Source organism: Tsukamurella ocularis, assembly GCF_965138335.1.
Taxonomy (GTDB): Bacteria; Actinomycetota; Actinomycetes; order Mycobacteriales; family Mycobacteriaceae; genus Tsukamurella; species Tsukamurella ocularis_A.
Genome location: NZ_CBCSDV010000001.1, coordinates 446150 through 467217, shown reverse-complemented (window position 1 = coordinate 467217; position 21068 = coordinate 446150). Strand labels below are relative to the sequence as shown.

Sequence of the window (21068 nt, the reverse complement as noted above, 5' to 3'; positions counted from 1 at the left end):
CGATCGAGCTGCACCACGGAAGCACGCCGGCGCGATATTCACCAACACGAATCATCACTCCCGGGCGGCTTGCGACAGAAGACCGCCCCTCGCGGCTTTTCCGCGACAATCTTCACGCTCCTGCAACGGTCGCGACGATGTGGACACACACCGTCATGCACTGCACTGTTAGGCCGCAAATGTGAGAACATCCACTCACATGATGCAGAGGTGTGCTGCTTCAGATCCGCCCGCCGGCGGCGCGATCGATAGGCCTGCGCCGACCTTGCATCGCACACCGTCAATAGAACATGGGTATAGTTACTTTGCTATCTCGCACTATCGGAGGAGGTATCCGGTGCAGATCATGTTGCTCACACCGGTGCCCGGAGACCGGGCTCACCGGAGCGGCGACGCCCTCCGGATGCTCGGGCACGAGGTCACCGAATCGACTCTGACCTCGCCGCTGCCGTCACCGGAGCTCACGGCCGCGGACGCCGTCATCGTCGCCTCGGACGGGGCGGTGGGTACCGACGCGTGCCGCGAGATCCGCCGCGCGACGGGGGCGCCCCTGCTGGTCCTTGCCTCGCGGCACGACGAGGTGGACACCATCAGCGACCTCGCCGTCGGCGCGGACGACGTCGTCGCACCACCCGTCTCGGCGCGCGAGATCGACGCCCGGCTCCGCGCGATCCTGCGCAGGTCGCGGAACTCCGGCACCAACTGCTCACTGAGTTGCAGCACGCACGAGGCACAGGCCTCCGAGATCGTCGTCGAACCGAGTGGGCTGCGGATCGACCCGCACCGGCAGACCGTCACCCGGGACGGGCAGCCGATCCGCCTCACCGCCACCGAGTTCCGGCTGCTGATCGCCTTGGCCGAGCGCCGGGGCGTGCCGCAATCGCGCGAATCGCTGCTGAGCACCGCCTGGGGGCACGGCTTCCACGGCAAGTCGCGGATCGTGGACAACGCCGTCCAGCGGCTACGGGGGAAGATCGACACCCCGTCGTGGCGGCATGTGCACAGCGTGCGCGGGTTCGGCTACGTTCTCCGCTAGATCCGCTCGATGATGGTGACGTTGGCGGTGCCACCGCCCTCGCACATCGTCTGCAGTCCGTACCGGCCCCCGCGGCGTTCGAGTTCGTGCAGCAGGGTGGTCATGAGCTTGGCCCCGGTGGCGCCGAGCGGGTGCCCCAGAGCGATCCCGCCGCCGTTCACATTGACCTTCTCGTGCGGGATGCCCAGTTCATCCATCCATGCCAGCGGCACGGAGGCGAAGGCCTCGTTGCACTCGAAGAGGTCGATGTCGCCCACGGCGAGCCCCGTCTTCTGCAGCGCGTACTGCGTGGCGGGGATCGGGCCGGTGAGCATCCACACCGGGTCGGCGGCGCGCACCGAGATGTGGTGGATCCGCGCCCGGGGCCGCAGCCCGTGGCGCTCGACGAAGTCTGCGGAGCCCACCATGACGGCGGCCGCCCCGTCGGCGATCTGACTGGCGACGGCGGCGGTGATCGCGGAGCCCTCGGCGAGCGGGGCGAGACCGGCCATCTTCTCGAGGCTCGTTCCCCGGCGGGGCGTCTCGTCGACGGCGAAGCCCTCCACCGGCGCGATCTCGGCCTCGAACCGGCCGGCATCGATGGCCGCGATCGCCCGCTCGTGGCTGGCCAGCGCGAACTCCTCCATGCGGGCGCGTGAGACGCCCCACTTGGTGGCGATCATGTCGGCGCTGGCGAACTGCGAGACCTCGACGTCGCCGTAGCGCTCCCGCCAGCCGACCGAGCCGGAGAAAGGGTCGTCGAAGCCGTACTCGCGGCCGGCGAGCATCGCGGCACTGATCGGGATCGCGCTCATGTTCTGCACGCCGGCCGCGACGACCGCGTCCGCGGTGCCGGAGAGCACGGCTTGCGCGGCGAAGTGGACCGACTGCTGGCTGGACCCGCACTGTCGGTCGACGGTCACGCCCGGAACCTGCTCGGGAAGGCCGGCGGCGAGCCAGGAGGTCCGGGCGATGTTGCCCGACTGCGGGCCGATGGTGTCGCAGCAGCCCATGATCACGTCGTCGACCAGCTCCGGATCGACGCCGGAGCGCAGCACCGAGGCCCGCAGGACGTGCGCACCGAGATCGGCGGAGTGCACCGCCGCGAGGGATCCGCCGCGCTTGCCGGTGGGCGTGCGCACCGCGTCGAGGATGTAGGCGCCGGGGGCGAGATCGGTCATGACTGCTCCTTGTCGGGCTGGGCGATCCCGTGTTCGAGGATCGTGAGGTACTGCTCCGCCACCGTCTCGACGGGCAACTGCCCGCCCGGTCGGTACCAGCGGACCGCGACCCAGACGGTGTCGCGGAGGAAGCGGTAGGTGACGTCGACGTCGAGATCCGCTCGGAAGTCGCCGGATTCGATGCCGCGGGTGATGATGCCGCGCCACATGGAGCGGAACTCCTGCAGGAAGTCGGCGATGTAGGCGAAGCGCTCCTGCTGCGCGAGCCCGCGGGCTTCCGCCTGGTAGATCGCGACGGCGTCGGGGCGCGCGTCGATCGCGGCGAAGGAGGCGATGACGCAGCCGCGCAGCTGTTCCCGCGGCGCGTCGGCGGCGGCGAGGACGGCGCGGTACTCACCGAAGAGCCGGTCGAGGAAGTCCCGCAGGACCTCGTCGAGCATCGTCTCCTTGGAGTCGAAGTGGTGGTAGAGGCTGCCCGAGAGGATGCCCGCCGCGTCGGCGATGTCGCGCACCGTCGTCGCGCGGTAGCCGTTCTCCGCGAACAGCTTCGCGCTCAGGGCGAGGACCTCCGCGCGCCGCGCGGAGGGGTCCGGCTTAGGCATGCCGGCTGCTCATGGAGACCACCTCGAGGGGCATGGAGCGAGGGCACTGACTACGCATGCTGACTGCTCACCGAAACCACCTCGCCGGTCATGTAGGAACTGTAGTCGGAGGCCAGGAACACGATCACGTTCGCGACCTCCCAGGGCTCGGCGGCGCGACCGAAGACCTCGCGGCGCGAGAGTTCATCGAGCAGTTCGTCGGAGGTGACCTTCGCGAGGAAGGCGTGCATGGCGATGCTCGGCGAGACGGCGTTGATCCGTACGCCGTGCGGCGCGGCGTCGACGGCCGAGCACCGGGTGAGCGCCATGACGCCCGCCTTCGCGGCGGCGTAGTGCGCCTGCTCGGCCTGGGCGCGCCAGCCGATCACCGAGGCGTTGTTGACGATGACGCCGCCCCCGCCCTGCGCGATGAAGCGATTGATCGCGGCTCGGGTGGCGCGAAAGGTGCCCGTGAGCGTCACGTCCAGCACGCGGGACCACTGCTCGTCGGTCATGTCCTGCACGGCGACGCTGCCGCCGAGGCCGGCGTTGTTGACCAGCACATCGATCCGGCCGTACCGCTCGGCGGCACCCTCGAGCAACGCCTGCACCTGTTCCTCGACGGTCACGTCGCAGGTGATCGCGTGCACGCGGTCGCCGAACTCCTCGGCGAGTTCGTCGCGCTTCTCCCCCAGGCGGCGCTCGTGCCAGTCCGAGATGACGACGCGGGCGCCCTCCTCGAGGCAGCGCCGCGCGGTGGCGGAGCCGATGCCGGTGCCGGCGGCCGCGGTGACGACGACGACCTTGTCCTCGACGAGGTTGCGTCCCTGGGGGTACGGGGGTGCGGGGATGGCGCTCACGGGCGGGCCTCTCTCGGCAGGCCGAGCACGCGCTCGGCGAGGATGTTGCGCTGGATCTCGTTGGAGCCGCCGTAGATCGTGTCGGCCCGGGTGAACAGGTACAGGCGCTGCCAGTCGTCGAGCTCGGGGTCCGCGAGCAGCCCGGCGGCGCCGCGCACCGTCATCGCGATCTCGCCGAGCCGGCGGTGCCAGTTGGCCCACAGCAGCTTCGCAACCTCCGCGGTGCCCGTCTCGGCGGAGCCGAGGGTCCGGAGGGCGTGCGCGCGCATGACGTCGAGCTCGGTCCACGCGCGGCGCAGGGCGTCAGCGACCTCGGGGCGGTCGGCGGCGCCGCTGTCGAGGGCGAGGTCGGTCAGGGCCTGCAGTTCGCGGCGGAACCCGAGCTGTTGCCCCAGGGTCGCGACGCCGCGCTCGAAGGCGAGCGTCCCCATGGCGACGCGCCAGCCCTCGCCGGGCGCGCCGACCACGTTCGCGGCGGCGGTGCGGGCACCGTCGAAGAAGACCTCGTTGAACTCCGAGGTGCCGGTGAGCTGGACGATCGGCCGGACCTCGACGCCCGGCTGGTCCATGGGGACGAGTAGGTACGAGAGCCCCTTGTGCCGTGCGGAGCCGGGGTCGGTGCGGGCGACCACGAAGCACCAGTCGGCGACGTGTGCGAGCGAGGTCCAGACCTTCTGGCCGGAGATCACCCACTCGTCGCCCTCCAGGCGCGCGGTGGTGCTGACTCCTCCCAGGTCGGAGCCGGCACCGGGCTCGGAGTAGCCCTGGCACCAGAGCTCGCGGACGTCACGGATGGCGGGCAGGAAGCGGGCTTTCTGCTCGTCGGTGCCGAACGCGATGAGGGTGGGGCCGAGAAGTTCCTGGCCGAGGTGGGACACCTTGGCGGGCGCGCCGGCGCGGGCGTACTCCTCGTGATAGATCACCTGCTGCGCGATGCTCGCTCCGCCGCCGCCGTACTCGGCCGGCCAACCGATGCAATTGAGCCCCGCGGCGGCGAGGTGCCGCTCCCAGGCGACCCGCTCGTCGAAGAACTCGTGCTCCCGTCCGGGCCCGCCCGCGCCTCGGAGCCCGGCGAACTCGCCGGACAGGTTGATCGCGAGCCAGTCGCGGATCCGCGCCCGGAACTCCGCGTCCGACTCGCCGCTCACCGTGGCCACGGCACTCCCTTCGCCACTCACCAAGCAAGTGCTTGGTGGAATCAGGTTACACAGACTCGACTCGCACTGTAACGTGTTCTACCAAGCACTTGCTAGGCAGAAGGGTTTGCGCATGTCACGCACCATCGCAGCGGCTCTGCGCGACGCCGCGGATCGATTCGGTGAGCACACCGCCGTGGTCGACGGCGACCTGCGGATCAGCTACACCGATCTGCACAGCCGCGCCCGCGACGTCGCCCGGGCGCTGCTCGCCGAAGGGATTCGACGAGGCGACCGGGTCGCGGTCTGCGCGCCGAACGGGCACGAGTGGATCGAGGCCGCCCTCGGCGCCGCCTACATCGGCGCCGTCCTGGTCCCCGTGAACACGCGGTACACCGGTCCGGAGATCGTCGACCTGCTCGCGCGCACCCGCTCCCGGGCCTTCGTGGTCGCCGGCCCGTTCCTCGGCGTCGACCGGCTCGACCTCGTCGTCGAGACGGCCGGCGGGCTGCCGGGCGACATCGTCGCGGTCCTGCGGCTCCCCGAGTGGGACGGGGTACCCGCCCGGGGCGCGGGGATCACCGATGCCGAGCTCGACGGTGCGGCCGCCGCGGTGACGCCCGACGATCCGTCGGACATCTTCTTCACCTCGGGCACGTCCGGCCGCAGCAAGGGGGCCATGAGCACCCACGCCCAGACCCTGGCGAACGCCGCGAACTGGGCCGAGGTGGTGGGGGTCACGGACGCGGACCGCTACCTGATCCTGAGCCCCTTCTTCCACATCTTCGGCTTCAAGGCCGGGATCCTGGCCGCGCTGCAGAGCGGCGCCGCGATCTACCCGGCGCAGACTTTCGACGTGGCGCAGGCCTTCGACCTCATTCAGCGGGAACGGATTTCGGTCCTGCCCGGCGTGCCCACCGTGCACCGGATGCTGCTCGACCACCCGGACCGCGGGAAGTACGACCTGTCGAGCCTGCGCGCCGCGACCACCGGCGCCGCCACGATCCCCGTCGTCCTGATCGAGCGGATGCGCGCGGAACTGTACGAGCGCGTGCTCACCGCCTACGGCCTCTCCGAGGCGCCCGTCGTCACGATGTGCCGGGCCGACGACGACCCGGAGGTGATCGCCACGACCTCCGGCCGGGCCGTGCGCGACATGGAGGTGCGGATCGCGGACGACGGCGAGATCCTGGTGCGCGGGCCCAACGTGATCGCCGAGTACTTCGAGGATCCCGAGGCGACCGCCAAGGCCTTCGACGCCGACGGCTGGTTCCACACCGGCGACGCCGGATCGATGGACGAGGCCGGCAACCTGCGGATCACCGACCGCATCAAGGACATGTTCACCAACGGCGGCTTCAACGTGTACCCCGCCGAGATCGAGCAGGTGATCGCCCGGATCCCGGGCGTCGCGGAGAGCGCCGTGGTCGGCGTCCCCGAGCCGCGCCTCGGCGAGGTCGGCAAGGCCTTCGTCGTGCTCGCCGAGGATCGCGAATTGACCGAGGACGCCGTGATCGAGCACTGCCGGGAGTTCCTGGCCAACTTCAAAGTCCCCCGCAGCGTGGAGTTCGTCAGCGAGCTACCGCGCAACGCGACCGGAAAGGTGCTCAAGCGCGTCCTGCGCGGCGAGCCCGACCCTGCAGCAGGAGAGAAGCGATGACCGACAGCACGCCCGCCCCCGATGCGACCTCCGACGCGGAGGTGGTGACCTACGAGGTGCGCGGCCCCGTCGCGGTGGTCACCATGAACCGGCCCGAGTACCGCAACGCCCAGAACTCGGCCATGACCTACGCGCTCGACGCAGCCTTCGTCCGCGCGGTGGAGGATCCGGCGGTGAAGGTGATCGTGCTGGCGGGCAACGGGAAGCACTTCTCCGCCGGCCACGACATCGGCACGCCGGGCCGCGACGTGGATCAGCACTTCGAGAACAAGGCCGTCCTGTGGTGGGACCACGTGGGCCGCGACGGCGGCGACCAGCGCTTCGCGCGTGAGTCCGAGGTGTACCTCGGCATGTGCCGGCGGTGGCGGGAGATCCCGAAGCCGGTGATCGCCTCGGTGCAGGGCGCCTGCATCGCCGGTGCACTGATGCTGGCATGGAGCTGCGATCTCATCGTCGCGTCCGACGACGCGTTCTTCTCGGACCCGGTGGTGCGCATGGGCATCCCCGGCGTCGAGTACTTCGCGCACCCGTGGGTCATGGGTCCGCGCGCGGCCAAGGAGTTCCTGTTCACGGGCGACCGCTTCTCGGCGCAACAGGCCAGGGAGTGGGGCATGGTCAATCGCGTCGTGCCCCGCGGGGAGCTCGAGGAGGAGACTCTCGCCCTCGCCGAGCGCATCGCCGACATGCCGAGTTTCGGTCTGGCGCTGACGAAGAAGGCCGTCAACCAGTGCGAGGACCTCATGGGCATGCGCGCGGGCATGGACTCGGTGTTCGGCCTGCACCACTTCGCGCACGCCCACAACGCCGAGGTCTCGGGCGGCGACTCCCTCGGCGGCCAGAGCGCCAAGTCGATGGCGTCCGGAGCGCGCAGCGCGACCGACGACGGCGCCGCACGGAAGGCGGAGTAGGCCGGTGGATCTCGAGTTCGACGATGCGACCGTCGCGTTCCGCGACGAGGTGCGCGCCTGGCTGGCCGCGAACGCACCCACCGACCCGCTCCCCTCGTTCGACACCGCCGCGGGCTTCGCCGCGCACCGCGCATGGGAGGCGAAGCTCGCGGACGCCGGGTTGGCCGCGGTCTCCTGGCCGGCCGAGTTCGGCGGCCGCGACGCCACGCTGCTGCAGTGGGTGGTCTTCGAGGAGGAGTACTACGCCGCCGGCGCCCCGCTGCGCGTGAACCAGAACGGCCTGTTCATGTTGGCGCCCACGCTGTTCAGCCACGGCACCGACGAGCAGCGCGCGCGGATCCTGCCGGCGATGGCCCGCTCGGAGCGGGTGTGGGCCCAGGCGTGGTCCGAGCCCGAGGCGGGCAGCGACATCGCCTCGCTCCGCTCGACCGCGACCCGCGTCGACGGCGGTTGGACGCTCTCCGGCCAGAAGACCTGGAGCTCCCGCGCCGCGTTCGCCGACGGCGCCTTCGGCCTGTTCCGCAGCGAGCCCGGTTCCGAGCGGCACAAGGGCCTGACGTACCTCATGTTCGACCTGCGCGCGCCCGGCGTCACGGTGCGCCCGATCCCCCAGCTCGACGGCGAGCCCGGTTTCGCGGAGATCTTCCTCGACAAGGTCTTCGTGCCCGACGCCGACGTGATCGGCGAGCCCGGCCAGGGCTGGCGCGTCGCCATGACGACGGCGAACAACGAGCGCGGGCTCTCGCTGCGCAGCCCCGGACGATTCCTCTCGGCCGCCGATTCCCTCGTCGATCTGTGGGAGCGAGCGGACGGTGACACCGCCAGTGCCGCGGCGCAGCGCGTCGCCGACGCCTGGATCGGCGCCCGCGCCTACCAGCTGTACACCTTCGGCACGGTCACCCGCCTGCAGGACGGCGGCGAGCTCGGCCCCGAATCCAGTGTGAACAAGCTGTTCTGGAGCCATCTCGACGTCGAGCTGCACGAGACCGCACTCGATCTGCTCGGCCCGCGGGCCGAGCTCACGGGCGACGCCGCGCCCGATGCGGGTCGCTGGCCGGCCGGATACCTGTTCTCGCTGGCCGGCCCCATCTACGGCGGCACCGACCAGATCCAGCGCAACACCATCGCCGAGCGTCTCCTCGGCCTACCCCGGGGAGCCCGATGAGATTCGCACCGTCGCAGGAGAACGAGGCCTTCGCGGAGTCGCTCGACGACCTGCTCTCAGGCGCCGGCGTCGTGGCCGCGGCCCGGGCCTGGGCCGATGGCGACAGCGGCCCCGGCCGGAAGGTCTGGGCCGCGCTCGCCGATCTCGGCGTCACCGGCCTCGCGATCGCGGAGGAGCACGGCGGCGTCGGCGGCGACGCCGTGGACCTCGCCGTCGCCTTCCAGGCCCTGGGCTACCACGGCGTGCCCGGGCCGGTCGTGGAGTCGATCGCGGTCCTGCCCACGCTGCTCACGGACCCGGCACAGCTCGAGGCCCTGGCGGGCGGGGCGATCGGCACCGTCGCACTGGCACCCCGCACCCCCTTCCTGCTCGACGCCGACGTCGCGGACCTGCGCTTCGTCGTGGGGCCCGACGGCACCGTCACTGAGGTGGAGGCCCCGTCGACCGACCCGCTCGGCTCGGTCGACCGGACCCGGCGCCTCTTCGCCACGGAATCGAACACCGTTCCGGTCCGAGAACCCGCAGGTGGCGGCGACCGAAACGGTGTTCAACCGGCGGAGGTGGTGGGGGCCTTCGCCGTCGCCGCGCAGGTGCTCGGTGCCGGACGGCGCCTGTTGGACGACACCGTCGAGTACGCCAAGGCGCGGTCCCAGTACGGGAAGGCGATCGGCGAGTACCAGGCGATCAAGCATCTGCTCGCCGACGTCGCCACCCGGTTGGAGCTCGCCGCGCCGCTGCTGAGCGGGGCCGCGGTGGCAGTGTCGGGCAGCGACTCCCGCGGTGTGGACCTGGACCCCGTCCGCGACGTCGCGGCCGCTCGCGTCGCCGCCGCGGACGCCGCCTACCTGGCGGCGCGCACCGCGCTGCAGGTGCACGGGGCGATCGGCTACACCGCGGAGTACGACCTGGGGCTGTGGATCACCAAGGTCCGGGCGCTCCAGTCGGCGTGGGGAACTCAGGCCGAGCACCGTGCGACGGTGCTCGACGCGGTCCGGAAGGCGGCGCGATGAGCTCGGAGCTGGACGATCTGGCGGCCGCGGTCCGCAGCGTCATCGACCGCCGCTGGTCGCCGGCCGCTCTCCGCGCGGCGATCGACACGCCCGAGGGCTACGACCGGGGCCTGTGGTCGGTGCTGTGCGAGCAGGTCGGGGTGGCGGCGCTCGCCGTCCCCGAGGAGCACGACGGCGTGGGCGCCGGGGTGCGCGCGCTGCAGGTCGTCGCGGAAGAGCTCGGGCGGCACCTGATCCCGTCGCCCTTCCTCGGCTCCGCGGTGCTCGCGACGATCCTGCTCGCGGAGACCGGCGAGGCGGAGCTGCTGGCCGGCCTCGCGAGCGGCGAGCGGATCGCCGCCGTCGCCTTCGCCGGCGACGACTTCGCCGACCGCCCCGTCACCGTGGTCGACGGGCGGCTCTCCGGCACGGCACGCCTCGTGCTCGACGGCGACCTCGCGGACGACCTGCTCGTGGTGGCCGGGGACGAGCTGTACCTCGTCGACGGCGCCGCCGCGCCCCGTCGTCACACCCCGTCGATGGACCCGACCCGGCGGTTCGCCGAGGTCGACCTCGACGGCGCGCCCGCCCGTCGCGTCGGGGACGGCGCGCGCGCCGCGTTGGACCGCGCACTCGACGTCGCCTGCGCCGCCCTGACGGCCGAACAGGCCGGCGCCGCGGCCCAGGCTCTCGCGACCACCGTCGAATACGCGGGCAACCGCGTGCAGTTCGGTCGGCCCATCGGCTCCTTCCAGGCCCTCAAGCACCGCATGGCCGACATGTTCGCCCTGGTGGAGTCGGCCCGCTCCGCGGCGATAGCGGCGGGCGAGGCGCTCGACCGCGGCGACGCGGGGGCGGCGCTCGCGGTCGCGACGGCGAAGACCTACTGCTCGGAGGCGTTCAGCGCCGTCGCGGCGGAGATGATCCAGCTGCACGGCGGCATCGGCATCACCTGGGAGCACGACGCGCACCTGTACTTCAAGCGCGCGCACTCCTCGTCGCAGCTCTTCGGCGATCCGGCCCACCATCTCGCCCGCCGGGAGCTCTCGCATTCCTGAAACATGTTCTTGCCGAGCGTCGGCGCGACAGGTACTTTCGTAGACGAACTACTTGCGAAAGGACACGCGGATGGCGGGCACCACACGCACGGACGGCGACACCTGGACGATCACGACCAGCGTGGGCTTCACCGCCCTGCTGGTCGCCGCGGCACGGGCCGTGGAGACGGAGCGCGCCGACGCGCTCGCCCACGACCCGTTCGCGCGGGTCTTCCTCGAGGCGGCGGCCGATCATCGTGCCATCGCGCTGGCGGACGCCGGTGACGGTGCCGGCAATCCCATGGCCGCCACGCGCCACCTCGGCGTGCGCACCAGGTTCTTCGACGACTTCGTCCGGGGCGCCGTCGCGGCCGGCGTCCGCCAGGTCGTGATCCTCGCGGCCGGGCTCGACTCCCGCGCCTACCGCCTCGACCTGCCCGCGGGCACCGTCGTGTACGAGCTCGACCAGCCGGAGGTCCTGGCGTTCAAGGAGGAGGCCCTCAGGAGCCGCGGCACGGCCCCGGTGGCCGGGCTCCGGCACGTTCCGGTCGACCTCCGCGACGACTGGCCGGCCGCGTTGCGATCGTCCGGGTTCGACGATGCCGCGCCCACGGCATGGCTCGTGGAGGGCCTGCTCCCCTACCTGCCCGCCGCGGCGCAGGCGCTGCTCTTCGAGCGGGTCGTGGCGCACTCCGCGCGGGGCAGCCGCGTCGCGGTGGAGGGCCAGAACGGCCCGCTCGACCTCGAGGGCTTCCGCGCCGTCACGGAGAAGTACGCGCAGAAGGGGAACCCGCTCGGCGACTTCGACGTGACGTCGTTGTTCGTCGCCGACGAGGACCGGGCGGACCCGGCCGAGTACCTGAGCGCGCACGGGTGGGCCGTGGAGCGGGCCGGGAACCCGGTGGAGCTGGGCCGCAGCTACGGCGTGCAGGACACCGTGCCCGCGGACGCGGAGCTCCTGTCCGACACGATCGGCTACTTCACCGCCGCGCTGCCCGCCGACTGAGTCACCGTGCGGCGGAATGGTACTCCGGGTTGGGCCGCATGTCGATCGCCGAGGCGAGCCGGTTGGTCATGTTGAAGAAGGCCGCGGTGTTGGCGATGTCGTAGACGTCGCGGTCGGTGAACCCGGCGTCGCGGAGCCGCTGCCGATCGGGCTCGTCGACCTTCGACGGTGCCTCCGTGAGCTTCTCCGCGAACTCGAGCATGGCCCGTTGCTTCGCCGGCAGCTGCGCGGCGCGGAAGTTCATCACCAGCATCTCGCCGAGGACCGGGTCGCCGGACAGTTCCCGCACGGCCGCGCCGTGCGCGGTGAGGCAGTAGAAGCACTTGTTCACCGACGACACGACCACGGCGATCATCTCGCGCTCGAGCTTGCTCAGGCCCGAGTCGCCGAGCATGAGGTCGTTGTAGGTATCGCTGAACGCGCGCAGCTTGACCTCGTCGAAGGTCAGCGACTGCAGCACGTTCGGCACCATGCCGAGCTTCTCGCGGCAGATCTCGAAGTACTTCCGCGTCCCCTCGCTCAGCTCGCCCGCGGGCAGGTCCAGCGCGGTGATCCGGTCGGTCATGTCATCTCCTCGTGCGAACGCCAGTACCCTCCCTGATTACCAGGAAGGGCACTGCACCACGGCGGTTCGGTCAGATCCAGTCGTCGCCGACGGGCCAGGTGAGGAACGAGTCGAGGGAGAGCGCGCGCGGGATCGCCTCGCCGGGATCGGTCACCGTCTGCGTGTACCGCCCCTTGTAGAACAGCAGGGGGCGACCCGCGTTCGGCGCGCTGAGCTCGAGCACCCGCCCGATCACGATGTGGTGGTCGCCGCCGTCGTGCACCGTCTCGACGGCGCAGTCGATCCAACTGAGGGCGCCGTCGAGCAGCGGCGAGCCGGTGCGGGAGGGCTTCCACCCGACCGCCCCGAACTTGTCCGGATGCCGCGAGCCGAAGACCGAGCTGACGTCCTGCTGCCCCTCGCCGAGCACGTTGACGGCGAACCGCCCGGTGCGCTCGATGGTGCGCCAGGCGCCCGACGTCTTCATGGGGCAGAACAGGACCAGCGGCGGATCGAGCGACAGCGCCGAGAAGGACTGGCACGCGAAGCCGACCGGGCCCTCCTCGTCGGCGGCCGTGATGACCGTGACGCCGGTGCAGAAGTGGCCCATGGCCGTGCGGTAGTCCAGCGGTTCGATGACGGGTGCGGTCATCACTGCTCCTTGAAGCCGATGGAGAAGTCGTGGCCCCAGAGGCTGACCGCGGTGGATTCCCGGGCGATCCAGTCGTCGTTCTCGACTTCCAGCCCCTCGCAGCCGAACTCGATGTCGAAGCCGCCCGGCGTCTTCATGTAGAAGGAGAGCATCTTGTCGTTGATGTGCCGGCCCAGGGTGGCGGACATCTTGACCTTCTTGCGGTTGGCGCGGTCGAGGCACAGGCCGACGTCGTCGGAGTTCTCGACCTCCACCATGAGGTGGACGATCCCCGTCGGGTTGGGCAGGGGCAGGAAGGCGAGCGCGTGGTGGCGCGGGTTGCAGCCGTAGAAGCGCAGCCACGCCGGATCGCCGTCCGCGGGGCGGCCCACCATCTGCGGGGGCAGGCGCATCGAGTCGCGGAGTCTGAAGCCGAGCACGCCCTGGTAGAACTCCTGTGCCGCAGCGTCGTCCGTGCAGGTGAGCACGACGTGCCCGAGCCCCTGCTCGCCGGTCACGAAGCGGTGCCCGTAGGGGCTGACGAAGCGCCGCCCCAGGTACTGCGCGCCGTGGAAGGCCTCGAGCGTGTTGCCGGCCGGGTCCTGGAACCGGATCAGTCCTTCGACGCGGCGCTCGGCCTTCTCGTCCTTGGCGCCCTCCTCGAAGGGGACGCCCGCGGCCGTGAGGGTGTCGCGCAGCTCCTGCAGCCCGACGGCGTCGGTGACCTCCCAGCCGGAGACCAGGAGCCGGTCCTTCTCGCCGGGCACGATCACCAGGCGGGCCGCGAAATCGTCCATGCGCAGGTAGAGGGAATCGGGGTCGTTGCCCGTGCCCTCCATCATCCCGAGCACCTTCAGCCCGTACTCGCGCCAGGCCGCCATGTCGGTGGCCTCGATGCGCATGTACCCGAGCGCCTTGATCGCCATGTACCTACTTCTCCTTGTCAACCGGCGAGGAAATCGGCCGTGAGACGGTTGAACTCGTCGAACTTCTCCAGCTGCGCCCAGTGGCCGCACTGCCCGAAGACGTGCAGCTGGGCGCGCGGGATCTGCTTGAGCGCGAGCAGCGCACCGTCGAGCGGGTTCACCCGGTCCTCCCGGCCCCAGATCATGAGCACGGGCTGACGCAGCTTGTACGCGTCGCGCCAGAGCATGCCCTTCTCGTAGTCCGCGGAGGCGAAGGACTTGCCCATCGCCTTGAACGCGGCGATCGCCTCGGGATCGAGTGCGAGCTCGAACCGCTCCTCGACGAGTTCGGGCGTGATCATCTTCTGGTCGAAGACCATGATCCGCAGGAAGTCCTCGAGCCGCTCCCTGCTGGGCGCGGCGTAGAACTTCTGCAAGGTGCGCAGGCCCTCCGTGGGGTCGGGCGCGAAGGCGTTCACGCTGAGGCCGCCGGGCCCCATCAGCACCAGGCGGCCCGCCCGCTCCGGGAAGTCGAGGGCGAACCGCACCGAGGTGCCGCCGCCGAGCGAATTGCCCACCAGGTGCACGCGTTCGGTGATGCCGAGCGTGTCGAGGAGTCCGGCGAGCGCCGTCGCGCTGTGCACGAAGTACTGCGGGTGCTCGGTCGGCTTGTCGGACCGGCCGAAGCCCGGCTGGTCGACGGCCAGCACGTGGAAGCGCTGCGCCAGCACCGGGATGTTGCGCCCGAAGTTGCTCCACGACGAGACGCCGGGGCCGCTGCCGTGCAGCAGCACGACGGTACCGTTGGCGCGGTTCTCCTCGCCCGCCTCGTGGTAGTGCAGCGTGAGACCCGCCGCGGTGGTGGCGAACCTCCCCTCCCTGAGGACGTCCACGTCCGTGTCGGGCATGACTAGACCATCCCGTCCATGACGGGCAGACCGAACTCGCCGGTGCCGAACATCTTGTAGGCGCGCTCGGGATCGTTCGCGGCGTGCACGCGACCCGCGTGGGCGTCGCGCCAGAACCGCTGGATCGGCGTGCCCTCGGCCAGCGCACGGCCGCCCGAGTTCTCGAACATCCGGTCCACCGCGAAGATCGCGCGCTCGGTGCCGCGCACCTGGTCACGACGGACCTTGAGGCGCAGGTTGAACGGGATCTTCTCGCCGGCCTTGACCAGCGCGTACTCCTCGTTGATGTTGGAGATCAGCTGGAGCCACGCGGCGTCGATCTCGCTGCCCGCCTCGGCCACGCGGACCATGGCGAACGGGTCCTCCTTCGCGGACTCGCCCGCGTAGGCGGCGCGCACGCGCTTGCGCTGGTGCTCCACGTGGGCGTCGTACGCGCCCTGCGCCATGCCGATGATCGGGGCGGTGATCGTGGACGGATGCACCGAGCCGAAGGGCAGCTTGTAGAGCGGGCTGGTGTTGACCTCCTGGCCCGGTCCCTTGCACTTGCTCACCACCTGGAAGCTGAGCGCGCGGTGCTCGGGGACGAAGACGTCGTCCACCACGATGTCGTTGCTGCCGGTGCCGCGGAGGCCGACGGTGCGCCACACGTCGTTGATGGTGTAGTCGCTGATCGGCACGAGGTAGGTCAGGAAGTCGACCGGCTTGCCGTCCTTGAACGCGGGCCCGCCGAGCAGCGCCCAGGTGCCGTGATCGCAGCCGGAGGAGAAGCTCCACTTGCCGGAGAGGCGGTAGCCGCCCTCGACGATCTCCGACTTGCCCATCGGGGCGTACGACGAGGAGATCAACGTGTCCTGGTCCTCGCCCCACACCTCCTGCTGCGCGCGATCGTCGAACAGCGCGACGTTCCACGGATGGATACCGAGGATCGACGAGACCCAGCCGGTGGAGCCGCAGGCGCTCGCCAGCATCTTGACGGCGGTGTAGAACTCCACCGGATCGGCCTCGAAACCGCCGTAGCGCTTGGGCTGCAGGAGGCGGAAGAAGCCGCTCTTCTGCAGCGCCTTGATGGACTCGGCCGGAATCCGGCGGGCGTCCTCCGTCTCCTGCGCGCGGTCCCGGAGGGTGGGCAGCAGCTCCGCCACCTCAGCCAGCACCGCGTCGACGCTCTGATCGCTCATCTTTCCTCGCCTCCTGAAGACCCTCTGGCGAACCCCGAAGTCCGCCGTCGGAATCGATACTAGAACACGTTCTCATTTTCTGACGGGAAACGCTACATCAAAGGTTCGGATCCACCTATCTTGCTGATGTAACCGGTTTCGAGACGCCCGAGGAGAGCCATGCCCGAGAGCCGCCGCCCCGTTCCCGCCGCCGCCGTCCCCACCTGGGATCTCGAGGCCGACGTGGTGATAGCCGGATACGGCATCGCGGGAGTGTGCGCCGCGATCGAGGCCGCCCGCGCGGGCGCCGACGTCCTGGTGCTCGACCGCACCGGCGGATGGGGCGGCGCCGCCGCACTCTCCGGCGGATGGATCTACCTCGGAGGCGGCACCCCGCTGCAGCGCGCGCTCGGCTTCGAGGACACCGCGGAGAACATGGAGACCTTCCTGACCGCCGCTCTCGGGCCGGGTGTCGACGCGGCCAAGATCCACGCCTACGCCCACGGCAGCACGGAGCACTACGACTGGCTGACCGGCTGCGGCGTGGTCTTCAAGGAGGAGTTCTGGGGCGAGCCGGGCTGGGAGGTGCCGCACGACGAGGGCCTCGGCTACTCCGGCGGCGAGAACGCCGCCCCCTTCAACACCGTCGCGCCGCCGGCGCCGCGCGGGCACGTGCCGCAGATGGCCGACAAGCGGACCGGCGTGCGCGGGGCCGGGTACATGCTGATGAAACCACTGGTCGAGACCGCGGAGGCGCTCGGAGTGCGCGCCGAGTACGACATCCGCGCGCGGGCCCTGGTGATCGGTGACGACGGCCGGGTGGAGGGGATCGTCGCCCGACGGTTCGGCGCGGACCTCCACGTCCGGGCCCGACGGGGCGTGGTGCTCGCGACCGGCAGCTTCGCCTACAACACGGAGATGATCGAGACCTACGCGCCGCGCCTGATCGGCCGCCCGGCCGCCGCCATCGAGGAGCACGACGGGGCCGGGATCCTCATGGCGCAGGCCGCGGGCGCGGCGCTGGCCCACATGGATGCGACCGAGGTCGCGTTCTTCGGTGATCCGCAGATGATGGCCCGCGGGATCCTGGTCAACGGCCGCGGGCAGCGGTTCATCGCGGAGGACACCTACGGCGGGCGGATCGGCCAGGCGGTCCTCATCCAGCAGGACAACGCGGCGTACCTGGTCATGGACATGGACGCGCACGAGGAGGCGCTCACCACCGAGACGTCCACGCCCTACTTCCGGCAGCCGCCGACGTGGGCGGCGGAGACCGTCGGGGAGCTGGAGTCCGACATGGGCCTGCACGCCGGGGCGCTGACGAGCACCGTCGAGACGTACAACCGGCACGCCGCGGACGGGACCGATCCCCTGGTGCACAAGAAGCCGCAGTGGGTGCGCCCCCTCTCCGGACCCGTCGCCGCGTGGGACATGCGCGGCTTCACCGCCGGCTTCACCCTCGGCGGGTTGCGCACGGACGTCGACTCCCGGGTGCTGCACGTCGACGGTGCGCCGATCCCCGGCCTGTTCGCCGCGGGCAGGTGCACCTCCGGGGTGTGCGCGGGCGGCTACGCGAGCGGGACCAGCCTCGGCGACGGGAGCTTCTTCGGCCGACGCGCGGGCATATCGGCCACAACCGAGTAGGCCCTGACTTTGCGGTGACGCACCCTCCTCGATACGCCCCGAACTGGGTGTTGTCGCGATCGCGAACGAATCCGTTGATCCACTCTCGCGGACCACGGACACGGGATCGAATCAGCTGTGCGCCAACCACACTGGTGCTGATACCGGTTCCCCCGAAGAGGATCGTGGACTGCGAAGATGAGGGCATGACTGCGACAGCGTCCGCCGCGCCCGCGAACGACCCGAGCGGGTGCGCAGCATGACCCACCGGGTGAACAACTCGAGCTCCGCGCGCCTGGGCGGCTTCACCGGCCGGGTGCTCGCGATCGCGGCCGCGACGGCGCTCTGCGTCGCGGCGATCGCGGTCACCGTGAGCATGTGCAGCGGCCCGTCGACCGCCCCGCGCCCCGTCGTGGCACCGTCGGGCTCGATTCCGTCGACCGAGGTCGTGCCGAGCAGCAGCGGCCCGTCGACGACGGCACCGACGAGTTCGTCGGCCTCGAGCTCCGCACCGTCGGCCCCGCCGAGTCCCACTCCCCCACCGACGACCACGGTCGCCCCCACTGCGCCCACGACGACCGCCGCGGCGCCCGCCCGGACCGCGCCGCGCGTCACGACGACCGCGCCGCGCTGCACACCGCAGCCGAAGTGGGTCTTCCGTCCCAGTACCGGGACCTACGAGCGGATCACCCTCCCCTGCTGATCGCCTGACGATCGACCTTCTCGGCCCACGGGGCGCCGCGGCCCGATCACCGCCGAATCCTGGCAAGTGGAACCTGTTCTAGTCTATGCTGCAGTTGTAGCGCGTACCTGCTGCCCATCGGCGCAGGTGAGGCCAGAGAACTTGTTTCATCAGCGAGGAGAGTCGATGACGGCGGAGACCACCGAATACGACGTGATCGTGGTGGGGAGCGGCGCAGCGGGAATGACCGCGGCGCTCAAGGCGGCGGACAGTGGGCTCAGCGTGCTGGTCGTGGAGAAGGCGGCGCACTACGGCGGGTCCACCGCCCGTTCCGGCGGCGGCGTCTGGGTGCCCGGCAACGAGTCGCTGGTGAAGGCGGGGATCAAGGACACCCCCGACGAGGCGCGCAAGTACCTGCACGCCATCATCGGCGACGTGGTGCCGGCCGAGCGGATCGACACCTACATCGATCGCGGCCCCGAGGTCATCTCGATGGTGCACCGCATGAGCCCGCTGGAGCTCACGTGGGTACCCGGCTATTCCGATTACTATCCGGAGGCCCCGGGCGGACGGGCGCACGGCCGCTCCTGCGAGCCGAAGCCCTTCGACGGCAAGCAGTTGGGCGAGGAGCTGAAGAACCTCGAGCCCGACTACACCAAGGCCCCCATGAACCTGGTGGTCACGCAGGCCGACTTCAAGTGGCTCAACCTGATCATGCGCCACCCCAAGGGGCCCCTGCGCGCGCTGCGGGTGGCCGGCCGCTACTACGGTGCCCGGGCGCGCGGCAAGCACCTGCTCGGCCGCGGCCAGGCGCTCATCGCCGCGCTGCGCGTCGGCCTGCAGCGCGCGAACGTGCCGCTGTGGCTGAACACCTCCCTCGTCGGGCTCACCGAGGAGGACGGCCGGATCACCGGCGTCACCGTCGAGCGCGACGGCGCCGAACTTCGGCTCACCGCCCGGCGCGGCGTGATCCTGGCGGCCGGCGGCTTCGAGGCCAGCGCGGAGATGCGTGCGCAGTACCAGCGCCAGCCCATCGGCACCGAGTGGACCAACGGCGTGCCGGCGAACACCGGCGACGCGATCCGCGCGGGCGCGGCCGTGGGCGGCGCCCTCGAGTTCATGGACGACGCCTGGTGGGGCCCCTCCATCCAGCTGCCGAAGATGGCCTGGTTCGCCCTGTCCGAGCGATCGCTGCCGGGCAGCGTCATGGTGAACACCGCGGGCGAGCGCTTCGTCAACGAGTCCGCGCCCTACGTCGAGGCCGTGCACGCCATGTACGGCGGGGAACACGGTCAGGGCGAGGGCCCCGGCGAGAACGTGCCGTGCTGGCTCGTCTTCGACCAGCGGTACCGCAACCGGTACATGTTCGCCGGTCAGCCGCCGCGTCAGCCGCTGCCCAAGCGGTGGTACGAGTCCGGCTGCATGGTTCGCGCGAACAGCCTCGCGGAGCTGGCCGAGAAGATGGACGTCCCGGCGGAGGCGCTGGCCGCCACCGTCGAGCGGTTCAACGGCTTCGCCCGCGCCGGGCGCGACGACGACTTCCACCGCGGCGAGAGCGCGTACGACCACTACTACGGCGATCCGCGGAACAAGCCGAACGCCAGTCTCGCGGAATTGACCACCGGACCGTTCTACGCTGCCCGTATGGTCCCCGGCGATCTCGGCACCAAGGGCGGCCTGCGCACCGACGTCGCGGGCCGGGTCCAGCGCGCCGACGGCACCGTCATCGACGGCCTGTACGCCTCCGGCAACACCAGTTCACCCGTCATGGGCCACACCTACGCGGGCCCCGGCGCCACCATCGGCCCCGCGATGGTCTTCGCCTACCTCGCAGTCGAGGACATGGCGAGCAAGGAATCGACCCCCGCGGCGGCAGCCCCCGCCCGCGCGGAAGAGGAGATCGCATGAGTACTGAGACCGAGGCGACAGCCCGCCTCATCGACAGCGGCACCGCGCCCACCCGGTACGCCCGGGGCTGGCACTGCATCGGCCTGCTGAAGGACTTCGCCGACGGGAAGCCCCACTCCGTCGAGGCCTTCGGCACCAAGCTCGTGGTCTTCGCCGGCGAGGACGGGAAGGTCAACGTCCTCGACGGCTACTGCCGGCACATGGGCGGCGACCTGACCCAGGGCACCGTCAAGGGCAACGAGATCGCCTGCCCGTTCCACGACTGGCGCTGGGGCGGCGACGGCAAGTGCAAGGCCATCCCGTACGCCAAGCGCGTGCCGCTGCGGGCCCGCACCCGCACCTGGCCCACCATGATCGAGAACGATCAGCTCTTCATCTGGCACGACGTCGAGAACTCCAAGCCGCCTGCGGAACTCGCCATCCCCAGGATCGACGGTGACGTCGACGGGCCCGAGTGGTCGAACTGGGTGTGGAACGAGATCATCATCGAGGGCAGCAACTGCCGCGAGATCGTCGACAACGTGGTCGACATGCCGCACTTCTTCTACATCCACTACGGCCTGCCCACGTACTTCAAGAACGTCTTCGACGGACACATCGCCTCGCAGTACCTGGACACCAAGGGCCGCAACGACGTCACCGACATCGGACTCTCCGGCGGCGACGATGTGCTGCTCAAGTCCGAGGCGCACTACTTCGGGCCGTCGTACATGATCAACTACCTGCACAACGACTACAAGGGCTTCCAGATCGAGAACATCCTGATCAACTGCCACTACCCGATCGATCAGCACTCGTTCAAGCTCATGTACGGCGTGAAGGTCAAGAAGCTGCCCGGCTTCGACGACGAGAAGTCCGACTACCTGGCCGGCAAGTTCGCCAAGAACGTGGGCCTGGGCTTCCTGCAGGACGTCGAGATCTGGAAGAACAAGACCCGCATCGACAACCCGCTCCTGTGCGAGGAGGACGGCCCCGTCTACCAGCTGCGCCGCTGGTACGAGCAGTTCTACGTCGACGCGGCCGAGGTCTCCGAGGACATGACGCAGCGCTTCGAGTTCGAGATCGACACCACCCACGCCGTCGAGGCGTGGGAGGCCGAGGTCGCGCAGAACATCGCGCGCCAGGAGTCCGAGAAGGCGGCCGCGGACGCGCCCGGGGCAGGGGCCTGATCC

Annotated in this window: 20 protein-coding genes; 11 read left to right on the top strand and 9 right to left on the bottom strand. The window is 70.6% G+C overall.

Annotated features, from left to right (window positions below):
* Positions 1 to 346 precede the first annotated feature (346 nt).
* The gene (locus tag ACNAYW_RS02440; protein WP_415848217.1) at positions 347 to 1036 is read left to right on the top strand and encodes a winged helix-turn-helix domain-containing protein; all 690 of its coding nucleotides are present in this window, start codon (positions 347 to 349) and stop codon (positions 1034 to 1036) included.
* On the opposite strand, the gene ACNAYW_RS02435 is transcribed toward ACNAYW_RS02440, so the two are convergent.
* Genes ACNAYW_RS02435 through ACNAYW_RS02420 form a run of 4 tightly spaced genes read right to left on the bottom strand, consistent with a single transcriptional unit; the run spans position 1033 to position 4794 of the window.
* A complete protein-coding gene (locus tag ACNAYW_RS02435; RefSeq protein ID WP_415848152.1) occupies positions 1033 to 2196 on the bottom strand; it encodes an acetyl-CoA C-acetyltransferase in 1164 nt (387 codons plus the stop codon). The two genes, ACNAYW_RS02440 and ACNAYW_RS02435, sit on opposite strands and share 4 nt — an antisense overlap.
* Complete coding sequence (locus tag ACNAYW_RS02430) at positions 2193 to 2798, bottom strand: TetR/AcrR family transcriptional regulator (RefSeq protein WP_415848151.1); 606 nt, start codon at positions 2796 to 2798, stop codon at positions 2193 to 2195. The genes ACNAYW_RS02435 and ACNAYW_RS02430 overlap by 4 nt, the downstream gene beginning before the upstream one ends.
* Before the next feature lie 50 nt (positions 2799 to 2848).
* Positions 2849 to 3637 (bottom strand): SDR family oxidoreductase, encoded by a 789-nt coding sequence (locus tag ACNAYW_RS02425; protein WP_197467072.1) that lies wholly within the window; start codon positions 3635 to 3637, stop codon positions 2849 to 2851.
* Positions 3634 to 4794, bottom strand: a complete 1161-nt coding sequence (locus ACNAYW_RS02420) for an acyl-CoA dehydrogenase family protein (RefSeq protein ID WP_415848150.1) — start codon at positions 4792 to 4794, stop codon at positions 3634 to 3636. Before ACNAYW_RS02420 ends, ACNAYW_RS02425 begins: the two co-directional genes overlap by 4 nt.
* A gap of 112 nt (positions 4795 to 4906) precedes the next feature.
* On the opposite strand from ACNAYW_RS02420, the gene ACNAYW_RS02415 reads away from it, so the two are divergent.
* From ACNAYW_RS02415 to ACNAYW_RS02390, 6 genes are all read left to right on the top strand, one after another.
* Positions 4907 to 6433 carry a FadD3 family acyl-CoA ligase gene (locus ACNAYW_RS02415; protein WP_415848149.1) on the top strand — a complete coding sequence of 509 codons (1527 nt, stop codon included), beginning with the start codon at positions 4907 to 4909 and terminating at the stop codon, positions 6431 to 6433.
* Entirely contained in the window at positions 6430 to 7341 is a 912-nt protein-coding gene (locus ACNAYW_RS02410) for an enoyl-CoA hydratase (RefSeq protein WP_415848148.1), read from the top strand. The genes ACNAYW_RS02415 and ACNAYW_RS02410 overlap by 4 nt, the downstream gene beginning before the upstream one ends.
* A gap of 4 nt (positions 7342 to 7345) precedes the next feature.
* Positions 7346 to 8506, top strand: coding sequence for an acyl-CoA dehydrogenase family protein (locus ACNAYW_RS02405; protein WP_415848147.1), 1161 nt, complete (start codon positions 7346 to 7348; stop codon positions 8504 to 8506).
* Complete coding sequence (locus ACNAYW_RS02400) at positions 8503 to 9516, top strand: acyl-CoA dehydrogenase family protein (protein ID WP_415848146.1); 1014 nt, start codon at positions 8503 to 8505, stop codon at positions 9514 to 9516. Before ACNAYW_RS02405 ends, ACNAYW_RS02400 begins: the two co-directional genes overlap by 4 nt.
* Complete coding sequence (locus ACNAYW_RS02395) at positions 9513 to 10553, top strand: acyl-CoA dehydrogenase family protein (RefSeq protein ID WP_415848145.1); 1041 nt, start codon at positions 9513 to 9515, stop codon at positions 10551 to 10553. Before ACNAYW_RS02400 ends, ACNAYW_RS02395 begins: the two co-directional genes overlap by 4 nt.
* A gap of 70 nt (positions 10554 to 10623) precedes the next feature.
* Positions 10624 to 11538, top strand: a complete 915-nt coding sequence (locus ACNAYW_RS02390; protein ID WP_415848144.1) for an SAM-dependent methyltransferase — start codon at positions 10624 to 10626, stop codon at positions 11536 to 11538.
* A 1-nt stretch (position 11539) separates the two neighbouring features.
* Here ACNAYW_RS02390 and ACNAYW_RS02385 read toward each other — a convergent pair whose 3' ends face one another.
* The 5 genes from ACNAYW_RS02385 to hsaA all read right to left on the bottom strand — a co-directional run bounded on the left by ACNAYW_RS02385 (position 11540) and on the right by hsaA (position 15704).
* Positions 11540 to 12103, bottom strand: coding sequence for a peroxidase-related enzyme (locus tag ACNAYW_RS02385; RefSeq protein WP_415848143.1), 564 nt, complete (start codon positions 12101 to 12103; stop codon positions 11540 to 11542).
* 70 nt (positions 12104 to 12173) lie between these two features.
* A complete protein-coding gene (gene hsaB, locus ACNAYW_RS02380) occupies positions 12174 to 12734 on the bottom strand; it encodes a 3-hydroxy-9,10-secoandrosta-1,3,5(10)-triene-9,17-dione monooxygenase reductase subunit (protein ID WP_415848142.1) in 561 nt (186 codons plus the stop codon).
* Positions 12734 to 13639 (bottom strand): iron-dependent extradiol dioxygenase HsaC, encoded by a 906-nt coding sequence (gene hsaC, locus ACNAYW_RS02375; RefSeq protein ID WP_415848141.1) that lies wholly within the window; start codon positions 13637 to 13639, stop codon positions 12734 to 12736. The genes hsaB and hsaC overlap by 1 nt, the downstream gene beginning before the upstream one ends.
* Before the next feature lie 17 nt (positions 13640 to 13656).
* A complete protein-coding gene (hsaD, locus tag ACNAYW_RS02370) occupies positions 13657 to 14526 on the bottom strand; it encodes a 4,5:9,10-diseco-3-hydroxy-5,9,17-trioxoandrosta-1(10),2-diene-4-oate hydrolase (RefSeq protein WP_415848140.1) in 870 nt (289 codons plus the stop codon).
* Positions 14527 to 14528: 2 nt separating this feature from the next.
* Entirely contained in the window at positions 14529 to 15704 is a 1176-nt protein-coding gene (gene hsaA, locus ACNAYW_RS02365) for a 3-hydroxy-9,10-secoandrosta-1,3,5(10)-triene-9,17-dione monooxygenase oxygenase subunit (RefSeq protein ID WP_415848139.1), read from the bottom strand.
* Between the two features lie 159 nt (positions 15705 to 15863).
* Here hsaA and ACNAYW_RS02360 point away from each other — a divergent pair, with 159 nt between their 5' ends.
* From ACNAYW_RS02360 to ACNAYW_RS02345, 4 genes are all read left to right on the top strand, one after another.
* Entirely contained in the window at positions 15864 to 17327 is a 1464-nt protein-coding gene (locus tag ACNAYW_RS02360) for an FAD-dependent oxidoreductase (RefSeq protein ID WP_415848138.1), read from the top strand.
* A 238-nt stretch (positions 17328 to 17565) separates the two neighbouring features.
* A complete protein-coding gene (locus ACNAYW_RS02355) occupies positions 17566 to 18009 on the top strand; it encodes a hypothetical protein (protein WP_415848137.1) in 444 nt (147 codons plus the stop codon).
* Positions 18010 to 18174: 165 nt separating this feature from the next.
* Positions 18175 to 19896 carry a 3-oxosteroid 1-dehydrogenase gene (gene kstD, locus ACNAYW_RS02350; protein WP_415848136.1) on the top strand — a complete coding sequence of 574 codons (1722 nt, stop codon included), beginning with the start codon at positions 18175 to 18177 and terminating at the stop codon, positions 19894 to 19896.
* A complete protein-coding gene (locus tag ACNAYW_RS02345; RefSeq protein ID WP_415848135.1) occupies positions 19893 to 21065 on the top strand; it encodes a Rieske 2Fe-2S domain-containing protein in 1173 nt (390 codons plus the stop codon). Before kstD ends, ACNAYW_RS02345 begins: the two co-directional genes overlap by 4 nt.
* The last annotated feature ends 3 nt before the right edge of the window (positions 21066 to 21068 follow it).

What these genes read in the sequence shown, in the direction of transcription:
- ACNAYW_RS02410 (WP_415848148.1), top strand. Translation starts at nt 6,430, where the DNA reads ATGACCGACAGCACGCCCGCCCCCGATGCGACCTCCGACGCGGAGGTG.
- hsaD (WP_415848140.1), bottom strand. Translation starts at nt 14,526, where the DNA reads ATGCCCGACACGGACGTGGACGTCCTCAGGGAGGGGAGGTTCGCCACC.
- hsaC (WP_415848141.1), bottom strand. Translation starts at nt 13,639, where the DNA reads ATGGCGATCAAGGCGCTCGGGTACATGCGCATCGAGGCCACCGACATG.
- hsaA (WP_415848139.1), bottom strand. Translation starts at nt 15,704, where the DNA reads ATGAGCGATCAGAGCGTCGACGCGGTGCTGGCTGAGGTGGCGGAGCTG.
- ACNAYW_RS02440 (WP_415848217.1), top strand. Translation starts at nt 347, where the DNA reads ATGTTGCTCACACCGGTGCCCGGAGACCGGGCTCACCGGAGCGGCGAC.
- ACNAYW_RS02355 (WP_415848137.1), top strand. Translation starts at nt 17,566, where the DNA reads ATGACCCACCGGGTGAACAACTCGAGCTCCGCGCGCCTGGGCGGCTTC.
- ACNAYW_RS02400 (WP_415848146.1), top strand. Translation starts at nt 8,503, where the DNA reads ATGAGATTCGCACCGTCGCAGGAGAACGAGGCCTTCGCGGAGTCGCTC.
- kstD (WP_415848136.1), top strand. Translation starts at nt 18,175, where the DNA reads ATGACGGCGGAGACCACCGAATACGACGTGATCGTGGTGGGGAGCGGC.
- ACNAYW_RS02390 (WP_415848144.1), top strand. Translation starts at nt 10,624, where the DNA reads ATGGCGGGCACCACACGCACGGACGGCGACACCTGGACGATCACGACC.
- ACNAYW_RS02385 (WP_415848143.1), bottom strand. Translation starts at nt 12,103, where the DNA reads ATGACCGACCGGATCACCGCGCTGGACCTGCCCGCGGGCGAGCTGAGC.
- ACNAYW_RS02435 (WP_415848152.1), bottom strand. Translation starts at nt 2,196, where the DNA reads ATGACCGATCTCGCCCCCGGCGCCTACATCCTCGACGCGGTGCGCACG.
- hsaB (WP_415848142.1), bottom strand. Translation starts at nt 12,734, where the DNA reads ATGACCGCACCCGTCATCGAACCGCTGGACTACCGCACGGCCATGGGC.
- ACNAYW_RS02345 (WP_415848135.1), top strand. Translation starts at nt 19,893, where the DNA reads ATGAGTACTGAGACCGAGGCGACAGCCCGCCTCATCGACAGCGGCACC.
- ACNAYW_RS02415 (WP_415848149.1), top strand. Translation starts at nt 4,907, where the DNA reads ATGTCACGCACCATCGCAGCGGCTCTGCGCGACGCCGCGGATCGATTC.
- ACNAYW_RS02430 (WP_415848151.1), bottom strand. Translation starts at nt 2,798, where the DNA reads ATGCCTAAGCCGGACCCCTCCGCGCGGCGCGCGGAGGTCCTCGCCCTG.
- ACNAYW_RS02360 (WP_415848138.1), top strand. Translation starts at nt 15,864, where the DNA reads ATGCCCGAGAGCCGCCGCCCCGTTCCCGCCGCCGCCGTCCCCACCTGG.
- ACNAYW_RS02395 (WP_415848145.1), top strand. Translation starts at nt 9,513, where the DNA reads ATGAGCTCGGAGCTGGACGATCTGGCGGCCGCGGTCCGCAGCGTCATC.